Here is a 19,747-nt window from a genome sequence, read left to right as displayed (position 1 = left end):
GCGCACCGTTTCGCGAACATTGGTAGAGCAGCGTTGTACCCGCCTCACGGGGACAGATGCCGGCGCGAAAAGGACAATCGCGTTCGCGGCGGTAGCCGCATCAGTGGGAATGCTCTCTAGAACTCAAATGTCCAACGAGACGATTTCGAGTGCCTTTTTGGCGGCCCGGAACATTCGTGCCCGTCCCAAGTTGAAGAACGGGCGGTTTTCAGCGAGTCTGTTGTCGAACCCGCACGGCTGAACCCGCAACAGAAGAACCTCTCCCGCATGACAATCGACAAGGTCACGACGGTCTCCGAACAGGTTCGGGGTGGCGCGTCTCGATGTTTCCTGCCGTCCTGGCTGGATGCCCAGCCGATCTGGGGCATGGCGCTCCAGCTCTACGAGGTGAGATCGAACCGCAACTGGGGTATCGGCGATTTCTGCGACCTGATGACGGCCTGCGACATAGCGGCGGAAGCAGGCGCCGACTTCGTCGGACTGAACCCGCTCCACGCGCTGTTCATGGCCGATCCGGACAGGTGCAGCCCCTTTTCGCCCTCCAGCCGGCGCTTCCTCAATCCCATCTACATCGCCGTGGACGAGGTGGAGGGCTACGTTCCCTCCGATGCCGTCTCGGCCAAGACGCGAAACCTGCGCGAGACCGACATCGTCGATTATCGCGAGGTCGCCGCACTGAAGATGGCGGTGCTGCGCCGGATCTGGACCGACCGGGCGGAAACGCAGTCCCCGAAGTCCCGCGAGGCTTTCCGCCTCTATTGCGAGGAGAACGGCGAGCCGCTCAGGCTTCACGCCCTGTTCGAGGCGCTGTCCATGGAGATGGCCTCGCGCGGCTTCGCCAGCGGCTGGCTCCAATGGCCGCAGGAGTATCGCCATCCCGAGACTGGCGCGGTGGACGACTACGCGCGCGATCACGCCGACGAGATCGACTTTCACTGCTGGCTGCAATGGCTGTGCGAAGAGCAGCTCGCGCAGGCGGCCGGCATCGCGCGTCGGGCCGGCATGCGCGTCGGCCTCTATCTGGACTTCGCCGTCGGCGAAGCGCCCGACGGGTCGGCGACATGGACGGACCAGAACGCCTACGTCATCGGCAAGTCGGTCGGCGCGCCGCCGGACTGGTTCAGCGCCTATGGCCAGGACTGGGGGCTGACGCCGTTGTCGCCGCACGTCCTAGCCGAGACGGGATGCGCGGCCTTCGCTGCATCGATCGAGGCTTCGATGCGCCATGCGGGTGCCGTCAGGATCGACCATGCCATGGCGCTGCAGCGCCTCTTCTTCATCCCCGAAGGTCGCCCTCCGGCCGAAGGCGAATATGTCGACTTTCCGTTCGAGCAGTTGATGCGCACGCTTGCCAACCTCTCGCACGAGCGGCGCACCATCGTCATCGGCGAGGATCTCGGCGTCGTGCCGCCCGGCTTCCGCGACAAGATGGAGGAATGGAACGTCCTTTCCTACCGCATCGCCTATTTCGAGAAGAAGGACCGGGATTTCATACGCCCGAAGGACTATCCGCCGCTCTCCATCGCCTGCCTGTCGACGCACGACCTGCCGCCGCTCCGCGCCTGGTGGCGTGGCGACGACATCCGGCTGCGCCAGGGCATCGGCGCGATCGATGAGCAGATGGCGCACGACCAGGCCCGCGAGCGCGCGATCGAGCGGACAGCGATCATGGAGGCCCTGCGGGACGCGGGCGCGGCGAGCGACGACGAGATCGCGCTATTCGCCCGCTCCATCGAGAACCCCGAGGCCGACCTGCCGCTCGCCTTCTGGGCGGCGATGCACCGCTTCCTCGCGCTCACGCCGAGCCATCTGACCGCCGTGCGGCTGGCCGACCTGACCGGCGAGGACCGGCCGACCAACGTTCCCGGCACCGTGGAGAGCTACCCGAACTGGCGCTTCAAGGCCCCGGTCCCGCTCGAGGACCTTTCACGCAGCGACCTCTTCCGCACCATCACCGAAGCGGTTTCGCAGACCAGGCCGAGACACGCATGAGCATTCCGCGCGCCACCTACCGCATCCAGTTCCGCGAAGGCATGGATTTCGACGGGGCTGCCGCGCTCGCGCCGTACCTGCGGCGGCTCGGCGTCTCCCACCTCTATGCCTCGCCGATCTTCACAGCGGCGCGCGGCTCGACGCATGGCTACGACGTTGCCGATCACAACGAGATCGATCCCGGTCTGGGCGGGCGCGCGGGATTCGACCGGCTGGTCGCGGCTCTGAAGGCCGAGGGCCTGAAACTCCTCCTCGACATCGTGCCCAACCACATGGCCGCCGCGGTCGAGAACCCGTGGTGGCGCAGCGTGGTTGAGTGGGGCGAGCAGAGCCCGTTCGCGGCGCATTTCGACATCGACTGGAGCACCAAGCTCACCCTGCCGCTGCTCGGCCGGCCCTACGAGGAGGCAATCGCCGGTGGAGACGTCCGGCTCGATGTCGATCGCCAGCGCGGCTGGCTCGGGCTTGCCCTCGGCGACATGGTGCTGCCCATCCACCCTTGCTCCTACGAGGAGGTCCTGTCGCGCTTCGAGACCCCGGCGGCGCGCAAGATCGTGGAGATCGCCGGCCGTGCCGCGCCGGATGCCGATGAGGACTTTCATGCCGAGGTTCGGCGTTGTCTCGAGGACGGCGACTTCGTTGCGGAGCTCGCGCGTGCGTCGAAGGACCCCGGCTTTATCGAGCAGGTGCATGCCGAGCAGCCCTGGGAGCTCATTCACTGGCAGGAAGCGCGGCGTCGCCTGAGCTATCGCCGCTTCTTCGAGATCACCGGGCTCGCCGGGGTGCGGGTCGAGGTCGACGCGGTGTTCGACGACGTGCACCGGCTCACGCTCCAGCTCGTGCGCGACGGCGCCGTGGACGGCCTGCGCATCGACCATATCGACGGGCTCGCCGATCCGACCGGCTACCTCCAGCGCCTGCGCCGCGAAATCGGGCCGGACAGGTATCTCGTGGTCGAAAAGATCCTCGAAGGCGAGGAGGTTCTGCCGCCCGAATGGCCGGTCGACGGGACGACCGGCTACGAGTTCATCGCATCGGTCGCCGACCTCTTCGCCGATGCCGGCGGCAGCGATGCGTTGTCCGACGCCTACCGCGACCTTGCACAGAAACCGGTCGCGCCCGACGAGATGGTCCGCAAGGCGCGCTCGGAGATGATCTACCGAAATTTCGAGGGAGAACTGGATTCGCTCGCGCGGCGCGCGGCGGCGATCGCCGGAACGGGCGGCGGCGGGCCGGCGGAAGCCGATTTCAAGCGGGCGATCGGCGAACTGGTCGTCGCCTTCCCCGTCTATCGCACCTATGGCGGCACCGGAGGTCTCGGCGAGACCGACCGAAAGATCCTCGAGGAGGCCGCGAAGAAGGCCACCGTCGATGCCGGCGGCGAGGCCGCGGCGCTGGAAACGGTCGTGGCGATCCTGAACGGCGACAGCGATATGGACGGCGAGGCGTCGGTGTTCCGCGCGAAGTTCCAGCAGCTTACTGGTCCCGTGATGGCCAAGGCGGTCGAGGACACCTTCTTCTATCGCTACAACCCGATGATCGCGCTCAACGAGGTCGGCGGCGACCCGCTGCATCCGCCCGGCGGTCCGGAGCGGTTTCATGCACGCATGGAAGCCGCGGCACAGCGGGGCGACCACAGCCTGCTCGGCACGGCCACGCACGACACCAAGCGCGGCGAGGACGCCCGCGCCCGGCTCTATGCGCTCGGCGAAGCGCCGCAACGCTGGAGCGACGGGGTGGCGCGGTGGCGCCGGCAACACGCCTCGATGATCCGTGCGTCCGAAGGCGGTCCGGCGCCGGAGCCGACGGTGGAATGGCTGGTCTATCAGGCGCTGGCCGGCATCTGGCCCAAGGATGCTACCCGCCCGGATGCCGGGATGCTGCGGTCGCTGGCCGACCGCGTCATGCCTTACCTGGAAAAATCGCTGCGAGAAGCGAAGCTCCGGACGAACTGGACGCAGATCGACGAGCCATACGAAAGCGCGGTGAAGGACTACGCTAGCCGGCTCCTGTCGCCGGACAATGGCGTGTTCCTGGACGACTTCGCCGAAACGCTTGAACCATTCGTCGCAGCCGGCCGGGTCTACAGTCTCGCGCAGACCCTGTTGAAGCTGACTGCGCCCGGCGTGCCCGACATCTACCAGGGATCCGAGGGGGTCGACCTCAGCCTGGTCGATCCCGATAACCGGCGACCGATCGATTTCGAAGCGCTGCAGCGCAGCCTCGGCGGCGGCGCCGACACCTTCGAGACCCTTCCCCGGAACCTGGCGCACGCCAAGCAGAAGCTGATCGCGCGCGTCCTGGCGATCCGCGCCGAGCGAGGAGCCCTGTTCGAGAAGGGAAGTTACGTGCCCCTTCGGACGAGCGGCCCTCGCGGCGAAAATCTCGTCGCCTTCGCGCGGCAGGATGGCGGCGATGCGCTCGTCGGGGCCGTTCCGCGACTGATCCTCGACGCGCCGAGGAACGGTCTCGCCTTCGATCCGGAATGGTGGCGGGAGACCGTGGTGGACCTGCCGGAATCCCTCTCCGGCAAGCCGTTGCGCAACCTTCTCTCCGGGCAATCCTGCGAGGCAGGCAAGTCTTTGGAGGCAGGCGAGTTGCTGCGGAATGTGCCGGTCGTCCTCCTCGGCACCTGATCGTCGAAAGCGCCTCGGGCTGCCCCGGAACTCTCGCAGTCCTCCGCCGTTCGACCTTCAAAGGAAAGGAGTCCGATCATGGCCGACGATCGCAACATCAAGCCGGAGGATCTTCGCGAAACCGATCTGGCGCAGGACAAGATGGGTCGTAACAAGCTCCAGGGGAACGATCAGGCCAACGTGCGCAACGAGCGGCAGGACATGCCTGGGGGCAAGCGGGAGCCCGATCAGGACATCGAGGAAAGCTTCCGCAAGATGGACAAGGACGTGCGTGCACGCACCGACCTCAACAAGGGCGCGACCCGCGGGAAACCCTGAGCCGGCGACAAGCCAGGGCTCGTCAGCAGCCCACTGAAGAAATGAAACGGGCCGGCCCACGCGGGGCCGGCTTTTTCGCATGTGTGATCTGGTCAGCCGTTCCTATCAGCGCGAATCGATGGGCTTGATGAACTTCGGCGATATCCTGCCGTCGAGCACGCACCGCTCGCCCGCCGCGGCGAAACGGCCGCTGTCGTCCTCGAAGACGTTGTAGAGCTTTTCGTCGCGGAACGCGCTGGCGAAGCCGGTGGTAACCCCGTGCTCCGGCTTTGCCTCGTCGTCGGGGAAATCGGCCTCGGCCTGGCTGGCGACGATGCGCGCATCCGCCACGGAATCGGCCCGCACCACGACGATGCCGTGGGAGGGGGCACGGTCCCAGTTCGGATCGTCGGCCTCGGCATTGGGCACCAGACGAAACACGCGTCGCATCATCGAACTGTCTCCTTCAGTTGACCAACAGCCGTACGAATCCTTTGTTCCGCCGCGCCACCGGGAGAACGAATCGCCGAGCCCGGCGTTTCCCCGCCGACAAGGAGAAGCGACATGCAGGTACTCGACATAAGGATCCGGCCGGCTTCCGAAGGGGATGCCTCGTCGGAGGTGAAGTTCATCGGCGCCGACGGTGACGACATCACGGTGACGATCGCCGGAAACACCGAGAGCGTGACGGGGCGCGAGGGCGAACTCGTGGCCAAGGCCCGGGTCATGCTCCTCCACGCCGCCGCGACCCAGACGGAAGACCGCGCGGCTCAGGAACCCGTCATTCTGTTGCAGGACGACATGGCGCCCGATCCCTCCGAAGGGCTGGAATCGCTGGAGGAGGATCAGGACAACCCGTACCAGAACCCCGACGAAGCGCTGCCCGACGACGCGGCAGAGGCGCAGATGACCGGAGACATGGTCCGGCAAAAAAGTCGGTTCGAAGAGTAACCGCAGATGCGCGATCAGGCGTGTTGCGCCGCCTTCTTCCGGGCACCCATCGTTCGCTTCGTCTGCAACGCGGACTGAAGCTGAAGGGCGAGGTCGAGCAACCTGTCGGGAACAGGCTCCCGCTCGATGTCATCGAGGATCTTTCCGATCTCTACAGGCAACGCCTCGTCGGAATCATTTGGCCGGTAAGTGCCCATTCCCTTGCCTTAACATTTGTTAACCGTCCCTGATGCGCATCTGGGCGTATCCGAGAGCGATTGCAAGGAAAAATGAACCTGCACTTACCATCGCGAAACCTTCGTAGGGATGGGGTCATTCTCGCGGGATTCTGCTCACCGGCGGAACTTCCATCCTGGGCACTGCCGGCTTCGACCGCTTCGGAAGGAGCTTTTTTAAGCGGAACAAACAGTTCCGGTTTCGGTTTCGACGCGAACGAGTTGCGGACCCTGCCCGTCGGAAAAATGAGCGAGATCATGGCTGCGAAGACAGCGAGCCTGTTCGCGGGCCGCCGCATCCTCATCGTCGAAGACGAATACTTTCTCGCGGAGGACATCCGGGAAGAACTGGAGCGCTTCGGGGTAGAGGTTGTCGGCCCCGCCAGCGACGTCTCCAGCGCCATCCGGATGATCGACGTGGACGCGCCCATCGACGGCGCCATCCTCGACGTCAATATTAAGGGCGAAACCGTCTTCCCCGTCGCCGATCTGCTGATGGATCAGGGCGTGCCCTTCGTCTTCGCCTCAGGGTTCGACCCCGGTCTGGAAGCGCGCCGCTATCCCGGTTTCGTGCTGTGTCGCAAGCCGCTCAAGCTGCATGAGATCGCCGAGGCCCTGTTTGGAAAAGGGAGAGGTTCCACCACCATGTAGCGGCACGAATCACGGAAGCGTGAGAACGGGTGGAACCCGCAGCGGATTTCGAAGTTCCACCTCTGCGAGAACCTTCTATTGCCGGAGTCGAAAATGGACATTCAACCGGAGGCAAGAACGACGACGGATCCGCAGGAAGTGGTCGATCTCATCCCGGCGCTTCGCGCCTTTGCCCGAACCTTCTGCAGGGATCAGAACGACGCCGACGATCTCGTCCAGGAAACCCTCACCAAGGCCATCGCCAAGCTCGACAGTTTCCAGCCCGGCACGCGGCTGAAATCCTGGCTGTTCACGATCATGCGCAACTCGTTCTACAATCGGGTCGTCGTGACCACCCGGGAGGCGCCGGGCTCCGAGGATTGCGTGTCTGCCGCGCCTGCCTGCGCTCCGAGCCAGGAATGGACCGTGCGCGCAGGCGAAATGCGCCGCGCCATCGAGCGCTTGCCGGAGCCGCAGAAGGAAGTCGTCCTCCTCGTCGGTCTCATGGGCACAAGCTACAAGGATGCCGCCCGGATCTGCAATTGCGACATCGGCACGGTGAAAAGCCGGCTCAGCCGCTCGCGCACCGCACTTCTGGCGGAGCTCGGCGAGGCGTCGACGACCAGCCTGCTGTCTACGTCCGTCTGATCGAGATTGCCCCCGCGCCGAGCGCGGGGATTGGTAATGCCGGTCCGGTTAGCGGGGCACTTGGGGCGAGCGACGAAAGTGTCGCTCCATCCCCCGGCTCAATGATTTGGCTGCCCATGGGTTGGTCCGTTTGTGCAGCGAGAGATGAATTCCTATCTGCCCTGGCGATCCGCCGGGGCGTCGGATTTCGCGTGCCGCGGAGCCTCGTTGGAACAAGGTCGCCATTCCGCACGTTGCCTTTCGGAAGTATCGCAGCGTTCTATCGCCGGCTGCGTGATCGCGCCGAAGGGGATGGATCGGAAGATTCGCCCGAGACCATCATCACGAAAGGAAAAACCATGGCCGCACCGAAGGTTCCGGAAACGAAGGCACGTCAGGGACGCAAGGGCGTGCCGGTGCTGATCGTGCTCATCGCGGGTATCATTCTGGCGATGGGCGCATGGTGGATTGCCGAAATCTACGGTGTCGCCATCGCGCCCGAACAGCCAGTCTCCGATGCCGAGCACACGATCGACTGATCGGCAAAGTACCGTGAATGACGACGAGGCGGCTCCAGCGAGCCGCCTCTTTCATTCGCGGTTACGATTGTTCGCGATAGACCTCTTCGGTCCCGCGATGGCTCCGCGCCTTCTCGCTGGCCGAAAGACGGCGCCTGCGCAGCAACGCCCAGATGAAGAAGGCCGCCAGGATGAACGGGCCGAGCCCGACCGTAAACAGCCACAGATAATTCGAGAATTCCATTGGAGCCGCTCCACGAAATTGGGGGTTGGGAAACCAACTCGACTTGCGCGCGGAAGGTTCCACGCTGGCATTGCAGCGAAAAACCTACTCCTGGCGCGGTTTTTTGTGTGCGTCGTCGGCAGCCCGCGAGGGAGCAGGCTCCGGCGCGACGACGGCCACCGGCGCCGCGTCCTTGCCTTCCCGCCTGGCCTTCAACCACTCGGGCAGGAACTCGGCCGCCAGGCTCTTCAGATAGGAACTCATCATGGCCTCCGTTGCCTTCCGGCAAGGGCAGGTTCGCCTTCGCCTGTCGGGGGAACAAACTCTTGCGCGCGAGGGTTCCCCTTCGAACCGAGGCAATCGCCGGAGAATGCGAATGACGAACGAGAAAAACCAGGTTTCTAAGGAAGCCGAGCGGGGACAGCGAAAGCCGACCGCACCCGCGACGGGTTCTTTGCCGGATGTCGGCGCGCTCGACGAGGACGACATCAAGTCCGTCGATCTGGAGCCACGCTCGAATGGCGAGACGGATTGGCAGGGGGACGTCACCTCTGACCGAGCCGGGAAGCCGGATCGCAAGCGGGGCTGACCCGTCGCACCCTACGGAACCTCACCCGCGAACGGTTGTTTCCTCCAAGTCGAGGGCTTGAGGGAGCAAAGGCATGTCGAAGGCTGACGCCGACAATGAAGCAGGGCGTGGACGCGAAGCAGAGTGGCCGTCCCAGATTCCCTCCAAGGGCTGGAAGGATATCCTCTGGCGCGTATGGAGCGAGATCACGGAAGACCGGGTGACGCTGATCGCCGCCGGCGCCGCTTTCTATCTGCTCCTGGCCCTGTTTCCGGCGATGGCCGCGTTCGTGTCACTCTATGGCTTCGTGGCCGATCCATCCAACATTGCCGAGCAGGTCGCGTTCCTCGGAGGGGTGCTTCCTTCCGGGGGCATGGAGCTGATCCAGAACCAGTTGGAGAGCCTGGTGACCCAGGACAGCAGCGCGCTGAGCTTCAGCTTCATCTTCGCCTTCCTGATTTCGTTCTGGAGCGCCAACAACGGGGTCAAGACGCTCTTCGAGGCTCTCAACGTCGCTTACGAGGAGAACGAAAAGCGCTCCTTCGTCTGGCTCAACCTCGTCGCCTTCACCTTCACCCTCGGGGCCATGGTCATGGGGATTCTCATGATCGCCGTCGTCGGCGTCATCCCGGCGATACTGTCCATCGTCAATCTCAGCCAGTTTTCCGAGCAGCTGATCGCCGTCGGGCGCTGGGCGCTCATGCTGGTGCTGATCGTGTTCGGCGTCTCGCTGCTCTACCGCTACGGCCCGAGCAGGGAGACCGCCAAATGGCGCTGGATCTCATGGGGAAGCGGCCTGGCGACGGTCGTCTGGATCGTCGCCTCCATCGGATTTTCCTACTACCTGCAGAACTTCGCCAACTACAACGCCACCTACGGTTCGCTCGGCGCGGTGATCGGCTTCATGCTTTGGGCGTGGATTTCGGTGGTGATCCTCATCGTCGGCGCCGAGATCAACGCCGAGATGGAACACCAGACGGCGCGGGATTCGACCACGGGCGATCCCAAGCCCATGGGTGAACGCGGCGCGACCGTAGCCGACACGCTCGGGCGGCCGGTCGCCGATTAGCCGGCGCCGCAGCCCTTGTGCTAGCCCAGTTTCTTCCCGCCCGCGCCTTTGGTGGTGCGGTTCCACGTCAGGTCGCCGAAGATCACGATGGCGCTGAAAAAGGCAAATGCGGCGAGCACGCCGGTGACGACGAACAGTGTTTCGGTAGGCATGTCATGATCCTCCATCGATGATGTCCTCATCGATGGCGGAGCGTGGTCCTCGCCGCCTTGACCTGGATCAACAGCCGCCCGGGGCGGTAGCCGGTCAGGCCGCGAAGCGCTGGGCGTCGGCGCCGTAATAGTTGAGGTAGCGGCCGGATATCCACTCGGTGGGAAGCACCACGAAAACGTCGGTCGTACCGAAATCCTGGTCGACCACGCATCCGTCGCCGAAGCGCGCCCCCAGCCTCAGATAGCCCTTGATCAGCGGCGGCATCGCCGCGAGCGCGGATCGCATGTCCACTGCCTCGATGGGCATCAGGTCCATCGACCGGTAGCGGGTTGCGACCGCGCGCACGTCCCACTCGCGGTCGGCGCGGGCATTGTGGGCGAGGAAGGTGAGCGCCTCGGCGTGGCTCGCCGGAATGGTGCCTGGGAAGGAGGCGCAGCCGGTCATCACGTCGACATCGTGCCTGCGGCAGTAGGCCCAGATGCCCTGCCACAGCAGTTCCACCGTCCGCTTTGACCGGTATTCGGGCAGGACGCAGGAGCGGCCGAGTTCGAGGAAGCGCCGGTCGGCATGGCGCGCCATCAGCGCCTCGAGTTCGAACTCCCCGTCGGAATAGAAGCCGCCGGCCCGCGACACGCCGTCCTGGCGCAGCAGGCGGTAGGTGCCGACGATCTGGCGGTGGTCCGGTCCGCCGATTGCAGTGTCGAAGACCAGGAGATGGTCGCAGATCGCGTCGAAGCGGTCGGCGTCGCGCTGTTCCAGCGCATGCACGTACTGGCGCTTGGCGCCGAGCTCGTCATAGAACACGCGGAAACGGATTTCCTGAGCGGCGGCGATTTCGGAGGCGTTGCGCGCAAGCCTCACCTCCATCGAGCCAAGCCGTCCGAGAAGTGCCGACCTTCCCGATACTTCGTCGACTGCTAAGGGGTTGGAGGAAGACGGGACGCACTGCGGAAACATGGCTGCCGACATGTGATTCTCCCTCGTCGCCAGAGTTCGCGGGCGATACGACCTCAGTGCTACAATAGGATGACAGGGGGTTGGCCGCAACGTTCGGCCCGGGCCGAACTTGCCGGCTCAGGCGGCAGCCTGGTGCTGGACGGCTTCCACGAGCGCGTGCGGATCGAGCGGTTTCGTCACGAATCCGGTAGCGCCGTGGGCGAGCACGGTGTGCCGCGTGCTTTCCTGGCTGTCGGCCGAAAGCACCATGATGGGGATGGCCGGCAGGCCTTTCTCCTCCTCGTGCTTGCGGATCAGGGCGATGGCGTCGAGCCCGTCCATGATCGGCATGTGGAGGTCCATCAGAACGACATCGATCGTGGCCCCGTTACGCGAGGCGATCACAGCGTCGACGGCGGACTTGCCGTCGGCGACATGGGTCACCCGGTAACCCCTCTTTTCCAGCACCGCACGGGTCATCAGGGCATTGATCTCGTTGTCCTCGGCAATGAGCACGCTCATGGCCTTGTCGCGCGCGAGGTGGCCGCTGGGGCGGCGCGTGCGCAGGCTGTGTACCGATCCATGCGCCGGCGGTTCGACGAACCCCTTGGTGAGGATGCGCAGCATGGTCGCACCACGCACCGGCCGCGCGAGGAAGGTGGAGTAGCCTGCGCTGCGATACTGGAACAGCTTGCCGCGGTCGGTCGGCGCGATGAGGATGACGGCCTGGAACTCACCATGCGCGTGCTTGCGCAGGCGCGAGAGCGCCGAGCCATCCACGGTCTCCAGGGCGGCGTCGATCAGGATCGCGGCGAACTCGGTCCTGCCTTCCGAAACGAGGAGTTCCGCGTCTCCCAGCGAACGCGAGACCCGCACCACGCCGCCATTGCCGCGCAGCGTCATGGCCATGGCTTCCGCCTCCACGACGTTCTCGGAGACGATGAGGATCGAGTTCCCGCGCAGCGCGGCACGTCTTTCCGTCGATACCGGCGTCTGCTCCGGCAATGGCAGTTCGAAGGTGAACTGGGATCCCTTGCCGATTTCGCTCTCGACGACGATGCGGCCCTTCATGGCGTCGGCTATGCGCTTGGAGATCGCCAGTCCCAGCCCGGCCCCGCCATGTTTGCGGGTGGAGGTTCCGTCGGCCTGTTCGAACTCGCGAAAAATGCGGCCGATCTCGCCGGGAGTGAGGCCGGGGCCGCTGTCGACGATGCCGAAGCGCAGGGCCGGCGACTCGTCGTCGCGGCTGGCGGTGACGGTGACCAGCACGCCGCCTTCCTCGGTGAACTTCACGGCATTGCCCACGAGGTTCAGCATGATCTGCCGCAAGCGTCCCGGATCGGCCTCGATCATCGCGGGCACGTCCGGATCGATATGGCAGCCCAGTCCGATGTTCTTGGAGAAGGCGCGCGCTGCCATCAGTTCGACCACGTTCTCGACCAGCTCGCGAGGCGAGATGGACTGCGGCTCGAGCTCGAAACGTCCGGCCTCGATCTTGGAGAAGTCGAGCAGATCTTCGATCAGGGCAAGCAGCGCGTTGGCGGAGGTCGAGACGGCGCCGACATAGGTGCGCTGCTCGGGGGTCAGTTCCGTGTCTGCGAGCAGCTTCGCCATCCCCATGATGCCGTTCATGGGCGTCCGGATCTCGTGGCTGACGGTCGCCAGGAACCGGGATTTCGCCTGGCTGGCGAATTCGGCCCGTTCGCGCGCGGCGATCAGGGCGGCCTCGGCGCGCTTGCGTCCCGTGATGTCGCGCGCGATGGTCCGGTGCGACACGGTGCCGGTCGCCTCATCGCGCACGGACAGTTCGATCCAGGAGAACCAGCGCACGCCCGACGCGGTCTGGATCGATACGTCGGCCGAGGTCAGGTGCTCTCCGTCGGCGAAGGCCGCATCCGGAACAACGCCCACCTCGACACCGAGCTCCTCCAGCGTCCGCCCGGCGAGATCGCGGGGGTGCCGGTCGAACATCTCGGCGAAGACGCGATTTGTATCGACGATCCGGCCGTCGCGGTCGCGATGCACCACCAGGTCGCCCAGCGCGTCGATGAGCCCGCGGAAGCGCTCCTCGCTCTCGCGCAGTTCCCACATACGGTCGGCGAGGCTTTCGATCTCCTCGCGGTTGCGCTCGGCCGCCTTCACGGACAGGCGCATCTCGCGCCGGTCCTCGATCAGGATGCGCATGAGCAGGACGAGGCCGGCGAGCCCGGTCAGCAGCAGGCCGTAGCTCAGGAGACCCGGCGCGCCACTGAGAAAGGAGTAGCCCGTCAGGACGAGGATCGCGATCAGCATGACGAGATCGCCGATCGCGAAGCGGTCGCGCAGCCGCTGCAAGGAGGCCGGCGAGCGCGCAGGGGCGGTCGCTCCCGCGCCGATCGTGGCTGCGGGACGGTTCGCCCTGAATCTCACGGTCTCCGGGTCCGACGTCATGTCCGGACCCTAGGCAAAAACGGATTAGAGAAGCTTTGGGGAGCCCGCTAAAACTTTAGCGATAACGGTCATTTCGCCATGTCGACGACCACGCGACCTCGTATCCTGCCCTCGACGATGGCATGCGCGGCATCGACGATGCCGCCGAAACCGATGGTGGTCGAGAGCGCCGCCAGCCGGGCGCGGTCGAGGTCCCGCGCGAGCCGGCCCCAGGCCTCCTGGCGCAGGCTGTGAGGCGCCATGACGGAATCGATGCCGAGAAGCGAGACCCCGCGCAGGATGAAGGGTGCCACGCTCGCCGGAAGGTCCATGCCGCCGGCGAGCCCGCAGGCCGCAACCGCGCCGCCATAGGACGTCATCGACAGGACATTGGCGAGCGTATGGCTGCCGACGGCATCCACCCCGCCGGCCCAGCGCTCGCGGCCGAGCGGTCGGGCCGGTCCCGACAGTTCGTCACGCGCGATCACTTCCGCCGCACCGAGGTCCAGAAGGTAGTCTTCCTCCGACGTGCGCCCCGTCGACGCGATGACGTGGAAACCGAGCCGGGACAGGATGGCGATCGCCACCGATCCGACGCCGCCGGCGGCGCCGGTTACGATGACCGGACCGCGCTCCGGCACGATGCCGTGCCGTTCGAGCGCCATGACGCAGAGCATCGCCGTATAGCCCGCAGTGCCGATCGCCATGGCCTCGAAGGGCGTGATCTGCGGCGGAAGCCGCACCAGCCAGTCGCCCTTGACCCGCGCGAGCCCTGCATAGGCGCCATGATGCGTCTCGCCGACGCCCCATCCGTTGAGGATCACCTGGTCGCCCTCGCGCCAGTCGGCATGCGAGGATTTGACCACCGTGCCGGCGAAATCGATGCCAGGCACGAGCGGAAAACGCCGGACCACGGGCGCCATGCCGGTAATCGCCAGTCCGTCCTTGTAGTTCACCGTCGTCGCCTCGACGGCGACCGTGACGTCGCCCTCCATCAGATCGGCTTCCGTCATCTCGGCAACGGCGACCGACTGCTTCTTGTTTTCGTCGCGCGAGACGAGGAGAGCCCTGAACGTTTCCGGCATGTCGTTTCCCAATTTCGTTTCCTAAGGTCGACTGTGCTTCCGTGGCGGAACGCCGTCAACCGCCCGGAGGCAGGTCGTCTGGGCTTCGTTCCGCCGGCCGCCACCAGGCGAGCAGTTCCTCGATCACGACCAGGATGGCGCCGACCGTGATGAAAGCGTCGGCCAGGTTGAAGACCGCGAACGACCAGGTCCCGACATGGAAGAGGATGTAGTCCACCACATAGCCGAGCACCGCGCGGTCGATCAGGTTTCCGGCCGCGCCCGCCAGAACCAGCGCGAACCCGATCCGGGCGATGGTCTGGTGCGGCTCCGTGCGCGACGCGAGCCATGTCACGAAGCCCATCACGGCGGCGGCCATAACGACCAGGAACAGGTTGCCCGACCCGGAGAACATCGAAAAGGCGATGCCGGTGTTGTGGATGCGGAAGAGCGACAGTACCGGCAAGAGCTCGATCCGCTCGTGCATCTCCATGCCCGTCTCGACCAGATACTTGATCAGCTGGTCGAGCCCCACCGGCACGATCGCGATCCCCACGAGCAGGAAAGGTCGTCTCATGTGCCGTCCGCCTCGAGCGACATGGCCGAACGGCGCACCTCGTATAGCATCACGCCGGTCGCGACGGCGAGATTGAGCGAATCGGCGCGTCCGGCCTGGGGGATGCGCAGCAGGCGGTCGCAGGCGGCGGCGAGTTCCTCCGGCAGTCCCTGCTGCTCGTTGCCCATGAGAAGCGCCACGGGCCGGCCGGAATAGTCCACGCTGCGGTAGTCGACGGAGCCCTTGAGGTGGGTCCCGGCGACTATGCCCTTGAAGCCCTGACGCCAGGCCAGGAACCCTTGCAGGGATGTCCGCGCGACGGGTACCGCGAAGATCGAGCCCATCGTCGCCCGGACGGTCTCGATGGCATAGGGGTCGGTAGTTTCGCCGACGAGGATCACGCCCTTTGCGCCGACAGCATCCACGGTGCGGATGACCGTGCCGAGATTGCCGGGATCGCGGACCCGGTCGAGCGCCACCCAGACGTCCTGCCCCGAGGGTTTCACCTCCGCCAGCGCCATCCAGCGCTGCTCGAAGACGCCGACCACCATCTGCGGATTGTCGCGGCGGGTGATGGCGGAGATCACCTTGTCGTTGACCTCGAGCACCAGCCCGCCCGACGCCACGGTGCGCGCGGCGATCTTCTCGACCGCCGGATTGCCGATGCCGGACTTCGAAAAGACGAGGGTGCGGATGGTCCAGCCGAGATCGAGCGCGTCGATGACGAGCTTCAGGCCCTCGGCGACGAAGGCGTTCTGCTGGTCGCGAAACTTTTTCAGCGCCAGCGCCTTGATGTCCTTCACGATCGGATTGGCGAGGCTGGTGACCTCCTTCACCTGTCCGACGCGATGCCCGCCGTGATGCCCGGAACTCATGCGGCCACCCAACGCGAAAACAGTGACGTGGAGAGCGCGCGTCCCGCCGCTTTCTCGCGGATGACGAGTTCGCCCGATTCCACACGTCCGCCCATGCCGGCGAAGCCGTCACGCATCAGGGCGTGGATGGCGAAGAAGGATGCCCGGATCGAGTAGGCCGTCAGCACCACCGCCAGCGGCCGGTCGGTCAGGATGGAGCGGGCGAGCGCCACCATGTCGGGCAGGTCCTCGAAGAGCTGCCAGACCTCGCCCTTCGGCCCACGCCCGTAAGCCGGGGGATCGAGGAGCACGATGTCGTAGCGGCTGCCGCGACGTTCCTCGCGCTCGGCGAACTTCTTGGCGTCCTCGCAGATCCAGCGGATCGGCCTGTCGCCCAGCCGGGCGACCTCCTGATTCTCGCGCGCCCAGCCGATCGCCTTCTTCGAGGCATCGACATGGGTGACCTCCGCACCCGCGCGCGCGGCCACCAGGGAGGCGATGCCGGTATAGCCGAAGAGATTCAGCACCTTGACCGGCCGTCCGGCGCCCCGGATCAGCGCTTCCATCTGGCGCCAGTGCGAGGCCTGCTCGGGGAAGACGCCGACATGCCGGAACGAAGTGAAGCGGCCGAGATAGTCGATGCCGTCATGCCGCATCGGCCAGGTCTCGCCGAGGGCTTCCTTGGGGAAGCGCCAGCGGCCCATGCCTTCCTCGTCGGTATCGCCGGTGAAAATCGCGTCGACGTCGTTCCAGTCGGCGTCCGGAAGCGCGCGGGACCAGATCGCCTGCCCCTCCGGCCGCACGATGCGGTAGGGGCCGTACTGCTCCAGCTTCTCGCCGCCGCCGGAATCAAGCAGCGCGTAGTCCTCGTTCGGGGTGACTTCGAGAATGAGCGGAACCGTCTCGGCAGGCAGCGCACCGGAGCGTCTTGGACGCGGGGTGGGATTCCGCGCCGCTTGGGACACGGGTGGCGTGGTGGCCGGGGCACCGGCCGGACCCTTCTGTTGCGACGGATCGCGCGGCGGACGGCGATCCCGGCCGGCGGCATGCGGCCGGGGCCGCGCGTCGCGGCGCTTTTCGCGCGGGGGCTTCACGGCATTGCCTCGACTGGAAACATCGCTGGCTTCTGCCATAGCGCCGCAACCGGCGCAACGCGGTGTGTGTTCAGCGATCCGGTCCCGCCGGTCCATCGACCGCCCGGTAGACCGCTATGCCAGCTGCGAGGTCCTCCAGCGCGGCGCCGACGGACTTGAAGAGCGTAATCTCGTCGCGGTTCTCCCGGCCATTCTTCTCGCCCCGCGTCAGGCCGAAGAGGTCCGCGGCGATCGCCTCCTTCAGCAGGGCGCCCGAGGCGAGCGGCTGGACGATGTCTCCCGCTTCCTTGGTGGCGCCGGCCATCGTGTCGACGAAGACGCGTGCGCGCCGGATCGCCTCGTCGTCCGCCTCGCGCATCGCCGGCGTGAAGCCGCCGACGAGGTCGACATGCGTGCCGGGTCTGAGAAAACGACCCTCGATCAGGGGGTCGGTCGAAATGGTGGCGGACGAGACGATGTCGGCGCTGCCGATCTCTCCGGCGAGATCGGTGGCCACGGCGGCGTTCAATCCGTCGGCCGCCAGCGCCTCCGCGACCTTCGCCGCGTTGGCCGGCGTCCGGTTCCAGATGCGGATTTCCCGGATCGGCCTGACCGCCGAATGCGCCTTCGCCAGGAAAGGGGCGAGCGCGCCCGCGCCGATCACGAGCAGCCGCGAGGCGTCCTGGCGCGCAAGGTAGCTCGCGGCGAGCGCCGACGCGCAAGCCGTGCGCCATTGCGTTAGCCGCTGGCCGTCGATGAGCGCACGCGGTTCGCCGGTCCTGCCGTCGAGCAGCAGATAGAGCCCCATCACCGCGGGCTTGCCGATCGCGTTGTTGTCGGGGGAGACGGTGACGATCTTCACCCCGACGAAGCCGCCGTCAGACGTGCCGGCACGCTCGAAGTCGCTCCAGGCGGGCATGAGCAGCAGTGTGGAGGCGGCGCCGTCTGGCCGTTCGATCGTGTGGTGGTGGCGCACCGGCTGGATCGCGCCATCCCGGAAGGTGTCGCGAAGGGTCTCGACGAGAGAAGAAAAATCAAGAGCGCGGTCGACCGCGCCGGTGTCGATCATGCGCATGGAAAGCCCCCGATGCGTGACGCGCGCTCAGGCACGCGGCACGGGCGCCACGGCGGTTCCGGAAGCGGTCGTGCGCTGCGCCTCGCCGGTCGGGGTCACGCGCTGCTGGTTCAGGAGGTTCTTCACCTCGCGACGCTGCACGCGCGCTTCCTTGCGGTAACGACCCTGCCGCATCCATGTGGCGAGGCCGCCGATGACCATCCCGGCGATCAACGCCAGGAACAGCATGACGAACAGCGGCAACTGGATCGTCAGCGCCATGTTGCCCGGATTGAACGGATCGAGGGTGAAGGCGGTCATCTGCCGATTTGCGACGGCCAGCGCGATCAGGATGACCGCGATGGGGACGACGATGACGATGAGAACGACCCGATTGAGCATTCGCTATCCGTATCTTCCTGCCGAGGACGCAGCCTCGGCTACTTCATGTTGAGCCGTTCGCGAAGTTCTTTCCCCGTCTTGAAAAAGGGGATCCACTTTTCCTCGACCTCAACGGACTCGCCGGTCCTCGGGTTGCGCCCGGTCCTGGCCGGACGGTTCTTGACCGAGAAGGCGCCGAAGCCGCGCAGTTCCACCCGGTTGCCCTCCGCGAGTGCTTCCGTGATCTCCTCGAAGATCGCGTTGACGATGTTTTCCACGTCACGCAGGAAAAGATGCGGATTGCGGTTGGCGATGCTCTGGACCAGCTCCGATTTTATCATTGGCAGGATTCCTCTCGTGCCGCGAAATCCTTGTTTCCGCTGGCATTATCAATCGCGCCCGGCAGCCGTTTCAGGTTGCCAGAGCGACAGCAGACCGTCAAGGAAGATACGATCGCCACCGAGGTCGCGGATGAGGTCGCCGCCGGAGGACGGCAGGCCGATCGCGCCGGCGATCGCGCGCATCATCGACTGCGCCAGGAGGAAGTTTCCGCTTCCCTTCTTCTTCCATTCGATGACTTCGAGGCCGGGATCGACCCCCTGCTCCTTGAGCCACTCGATCGCGACGTCCTCACCTCCGACCGCATCCACCAGTTTCAGCTTCAGCGCCTGCCGGCCGGTGAAGACGGAGCCGTCGGCCAGCGCCAGCACCTCCTCGCGCGACAGCGGACGCCGTTCGGTCACCAGCCCGACGAACCAGTCGTAGGAATCGAGGATCATGGCGCGGATCATCTGGCGCTCCGGCTCGGTCGTCGGATTGAACGGCGACGGTTCGGCCTTGAGCGGCGAGGACTTGATGGATTCGAGGCCGATGCCGAGCTTTTCCATCAGTCCCGTCAGATCGGGATACTGGACGAGGACGCCGATCGACCCGACGATGGAGGACTTGCGCGCCACGATATGATCGGTCGCGCTGGCGATCATGTAGCCGGCCGACGCGGCCAGCGTGCCGACCTGGGCCGTCACCGGTTTCTTTTCCGCCAGGCTCCGGACCGCTTCGAAGATCGCCTCGCCGCCGGCGGTGGTGCCGCCCGGGGAATCGATGGTCAGGATGACACCCTTGACGGCCTCGGACTTCCCGATGCTTTCCAGCCGGTCGATCAGCTCCTCGTCCTCGACGATCGTGCCCTCGATGCTCACTTGGGCGATGTGGTTGCGGCCTGTTCCCGGCACCGTGTCGCCGAAAGCCCAATAGGCGAAGACGGCAATGGCGATCGCGGCGACGAGCAGCGTCGCCACGCGCCAGAAGGTGAGCTTGCGCCGGAGACGGCGGCGGTCGATGATGTCGTCGGCACGAAGCGCCATGGGTTTCCTCGCGGGGAACAATGGAGTGGTCTGCCGCTTCTAGCGCTTCCCGAGACGATTGGAAACGCCGCTGGCGCCCACCACCCGCCTGTCTTCGATTGCGCCTATCTCGCTCAGGGGCCGCTCAGGATTGCGATTAATCCAAAAATCACCATATTGCAGTGCAATGGGGCCTGT

At 65.7% G+C, this 19,747-nt stretch carries 24 protein-coding genes; 9 read left to right on the top strand and 15 right to left on the bottom strand.

Annotated features, from left to right (window positions below; translation table 11 throughout):
- Positions 1 to 267 precede the first annotated feature (267 nt).
- The 3 genes from malQ to BSQ44_RS02380 all read left to right on the top strand — a co-directional run bounded on the left by malQ (position 268) and on the right by BSQ44_RS02380 (position 4,946).
- Positions 268 to 1,992 (top strand): 4-alpha-glucanotransferase, encoded by a 1,725-nt coding sequence (malQ, locus tag BSQ44_RS02390; protein ID WP_072601768.1) that lies wholly within the window; start codon positions 268 to 270, stop codon positions 1,990 to 1,992.
- Complete coding sequence (gene treY / locus BSQ44_RS02385; RefSeq protein ID WP_072601767.1) at positions 1,989 to 4,628, top strand: malto-oligosyltrehalose synthase; 2,640 nt, start codon at positions 1,989 to 1,991, stop codon at positions 4,626 to 4,628. Before malQ ends, treY begins: the two co-directional genes overlap by 4 nt.
- A 78-nt stretch (positions 4,629 to 4,706) precedes the next feature.
- Positions 4,707 to 4,946 (top strand): hypothetical protein, encoded by a 240-nt coding sequence (locus BSQ44_RS02380; protein ID WP_072601766.1) that lies wholly within the window; start codon positions 4,707 to 4,709, stop codon positions 4,944 to 4,946.
- A 105-nt stretch (positions 4,947 to 5,051) separates the two neighbouring features.
- Here BSQ44_RS02380 and BSQ44_RS02375 read toward each other — a convergent pair whose 3' ends face one another.
- Entirely contained in the window at positions 5,052 to 5,378 is a 327-nt protein-coding gene (locus BSQ44_RS02375; RefSeq protein ID WP_072601765.1) for a hypothetical protein, read from the bottom strand.
- Between the two features lie 111 nt (positions 5,379 to 5,489).
- On the opposite strand from BSQ44_RS02375, the gene BSQ44_RS02370 reads away from it, so the two are divergent.
- Positions 5,490 to 5,876 (top strand): hypothetical protein, encoded by a 387-nt coding sequence (locus tag BSQ44_RS02370; protein ID WP_072601764.1) that lies wholly within the window; start codon positions 5,490 to 5,492, stop codon positions 5,874 to 5,876.
- Positions 5,877 to 5,890: 14 nt separating this feature from the next.
- Here the strand turns inward: BSQ44_RS02370 and BSQ44_RS27135 are convergent, their stop codons facing one another.
- The gene (locus BSQ44_RS27135) at positions 5,891 to 6,073 is read right to left on the bottom strand and encodes a hypothetical protein (RefSeq protein ID WP_072601763.1); all 183 of its coding nucleotides are present in this window, start codon (positions 6,071 to 6,073) and stop codon (positions 5,891 to 5,893) included.
- Between the two features lie 72 nt (positions 6,074 to 6,145).
- On the opposite strand from BSQ44_RS27135, the gene BSQ44_RS02360 reads away from it, so the two are divergent.
- From BSQ44_RS02360 to BSQ44_RS02350, 3 genes are all read left to right on the top strand, one after another.
- A complete protein-coding gene (locus BSQ44_RS02360; protein ID WP_235633326.1) occupies positions 6,146 to 6,742 on the top strand; it encodes a response regulator in 597 nt (198 codons plus the stop codon).
- A gap of 93 nt (positions 6,743 to 6,835) precedes the next feature.
- On the top strand, positions 6,836 to 7,369 hold the full coding sequence (locus BSQ44_RS02355; RefSeq protein ID WP_072601762.1) for a sigma-70 family RNA polymerase sigma factor: 534 nt from the start codon (positions 6,836 to 6,838) through the stop codon (positions 7,367 to 7,369).
- A 338-nt stretch (positions 7,370 to 7,707) separates the two neighbouring features.
- A complete protein-coding gene (locus BSQ44_RS02350) occupies positions 7,708 to 7,887 on the top strand; it encodes a hypothetical protein (RefSeq protein WP_072607806.1) in 180 nt (59 codons plus the stop codon).
- Positions 7,888 to 7,948: 61 nt separating this feature from the next.
- Here the strand turns inward: BSQ44_RS02350 and BSQ44_RS26735 are convergent, their stop codons facing one another.
- Both BSQ44_RS26735 and BSQ44_RS26730 read right to left on the bottom strand, forming a co-directional pair.
- Positions 7,949 to 8,110, bottom strand: coding sequence for a hypothetical protein (locus tag BSQ44_RS26735; RefSeq protein WP_157894489.1), 162 nt, complete (start codon positions 8,108 to 8,110; stop codon positions 7,949 to 7,951).
- 84 nt (positions 8,111 to 8,194) lie between these two features.
- Entirely contained in the window at positions 8,195 to 8,356 is a 162-nt protein-coding gene (locus BSQ44_RS26730; RefSeq protein WP_157894488.1) for a hypothetical protein, read from the bottom strand.
- Positions 8,357 to 8,465: 109 nt separating this feature from the next.
- On the opposite strand from BSQ44_RS26730, the gene BSQ44_RS02345 reads away from it, so the two are divergent.
- Entirely contained in the window at positions 8,466 to 8,678 is a 213-nt protein-coding gene (locus tag BSQ44_RS02345; RefSeq protein WP_072601761.1) for a hypothetical protein, read from the top strand.
- A gap of 73 nt (positions 8,679 to 8,751) precedes the next feature.
- Positions 8,752 to 9,726, top strand: coding sequence for a YihY/virulence factor BrkB family protein (locus tag BSQ44_RS02340; protein ID WP_072601760.1), 975 nt, complete (start codon positions 8,752 to 8,754; stop codon positions 9,724 to 9,726).
- Between the two features lie 20 nt (positions 9,727 to 9,746).
- Here the strand turns inward: BSQ44_RS02340 and BSQ44_RS27745 are convergent, their stop codons facing one another.
- The 11 genes from BSQ44_RS27745 to sppA form a co-directional block, all read right to left on the bottom strand.
- On the bottom strand, positions 9,747 to 9,878 hold the full coding sequence (locus BSQ44_RS27745; RefSeq protein ID WP_256381707.1) for a hypothetical protein: 132 nt from the start codon (positions 9,876 to 9,878) through the stop codon (positions 9,747 to 9,749).
- A 94-nt stretch (positions 9,879 to 9,972) separates the two neighbouring features.
- The gene (gene olsB, locus BSQ44_RS02335) at positions 9,973 to 10,836 is read right to left on the bottom strand and encodes a l-ornithine N(alpha)-acyltransferase (protein ID WP_072607805.1); all 864 of its coding nucleotides are present in this window, start codon (positions 10,834 to 10,836) and stop codon (positions 9,973 to 9,975) included.
- Between the two features lie 117 nt (positions 10,837 to 10,953).
- On the bottom strand, positions 10,954 to 13,245 hold the full coding sequence (locus BSQ44_RS02330; protein WP_083534368.1) for a response regulator: 2,292 nt from the start codon (positions 13,243 to 13,245) through the stop codon (positions 10,954 to 10,956).
- Positions 13,246 to 13,313: 68 nt separating this feature from the next.
- Complete coding sequence (gene acuI, locus BSQ44_RS02325) at positions 13,314 to 14,309, bottom strand: acrylyl-CoA reductase (NADPH) (RefSeq protein WP_072607803.1); 996 nt, start codon at positions 14,307 to 14,309, stop codon at positions 13,314 to 13,316.
- A 55-nt stretch (positions 14,310 to 14,364) separates the two neighbouring features.
- On the bottom strand, positions 14,365 to 14,865 hold the full coding sequence (gene lspA, locus BSQ44_RS02320; protein ID WP_072601759.1) for a signal peptidase II: 501 nt from the start codon (positions 14,863 to 14,865) through the stop codon (positions 14,365 to 14,367).
- Positions 14,862 to 15,719, bottom strand: coding sequence for a TrmH family RNA methyltransferase (locus tag BSQ44_RS02315; protein WP_072607802.1), 858 nt, complete (start codon positions 15,717 to 15,719; stop codon positions 14,862 to 14,864). Before BSQ44_RS02315 ends, lspA begins: the two co-directional genes overlap by 4 nt.
- Positions 15,716 to 16,792, bottom strand: a complete 1,077-nt coding sequence (locus tag BSQ44_RS02310) for a class I SAM-dependent rRNA methyltransferase (protein WP_072601758.1) — start codon at positions 16,790 to 16,792, stop codon at positions 15,716 to 15,718. The genes BSQ44_RS02315 and BSQ44_RS02310 overlap by 4 nt, the downstream gene beginning before the upstream one ends.
- Positions 16,793 to 16,862: 70 nt before the next feature.
- Complete coding sequence (gene lhpI / locus BSQ44_RS02305) at positions 16,863 to 17,846, bottom strand: bifunctional Delta(1)-pyrroline-2-carboxylate/Delta(1)-piperideine-2-carboxylate reductase (RefSeq protein WP_072601757.1); 984 nt, start codon at positions 17,844 to 17,846, stop codon at positions 16,863 to 16,865.
- 27 nt (positions 17,847 to 17,873) lie between these two features.
- The gene (locus BSQ44_RS02300) at positions 17,874 to 18,227 is read right to left on the bottom strand and encodes a LapA family protein (RefSeq protein WP_072601756.1); all 354 of its coding nucleotides are present in this window, start codon (positions 18,225 to 18,227) and stop codon (positions 17,874 to 17,876) included.
- Positions 18,228 to 18,265: 38 nt separating this feature from the next.
- Entirely contained in the window at positions 18,266 to 18,547 is a 282-nt protein-coding gene (locus tag BSQ44_RS02295) for an integration host factor subunit beta (protein ID WP_072601755.1), read from the bottom strand.
- A 48-nt stretch (positions 18,548 to 18,595) separates the two neighbouring features.
- Positions 18,596 to 19,570 (bottom strand): signal peptide peptidase SppA, encoded by a 975-nt coding sequence (sppA, locus tag BSQ44_RS02290; RefSeq protein WP_072601754.1) that lies wholly within the window; start codon positions 19,568 to 19,570, stop codon positions 18,596 to 18,598.
- Between the last annotated feature and the right edge of the window lie 177 nt (positions 19,571 to 19,747).

Origin of the sequence: Aquibium oceanicum (genome assembly GCF_001889605.1) — a bacterium.
Lineage (GTDB): Bacteria > Pseudomonadota > Alphaproteobacteria > Rhizobiales > Rhizobiaceae > Aquibium > Aquibium oceanicum.
The sequence above is the reverse complement of the archived record's forward strand: the minus strand, read 5'-3'. Positions and strand labels throughout refer to the sequence as shown.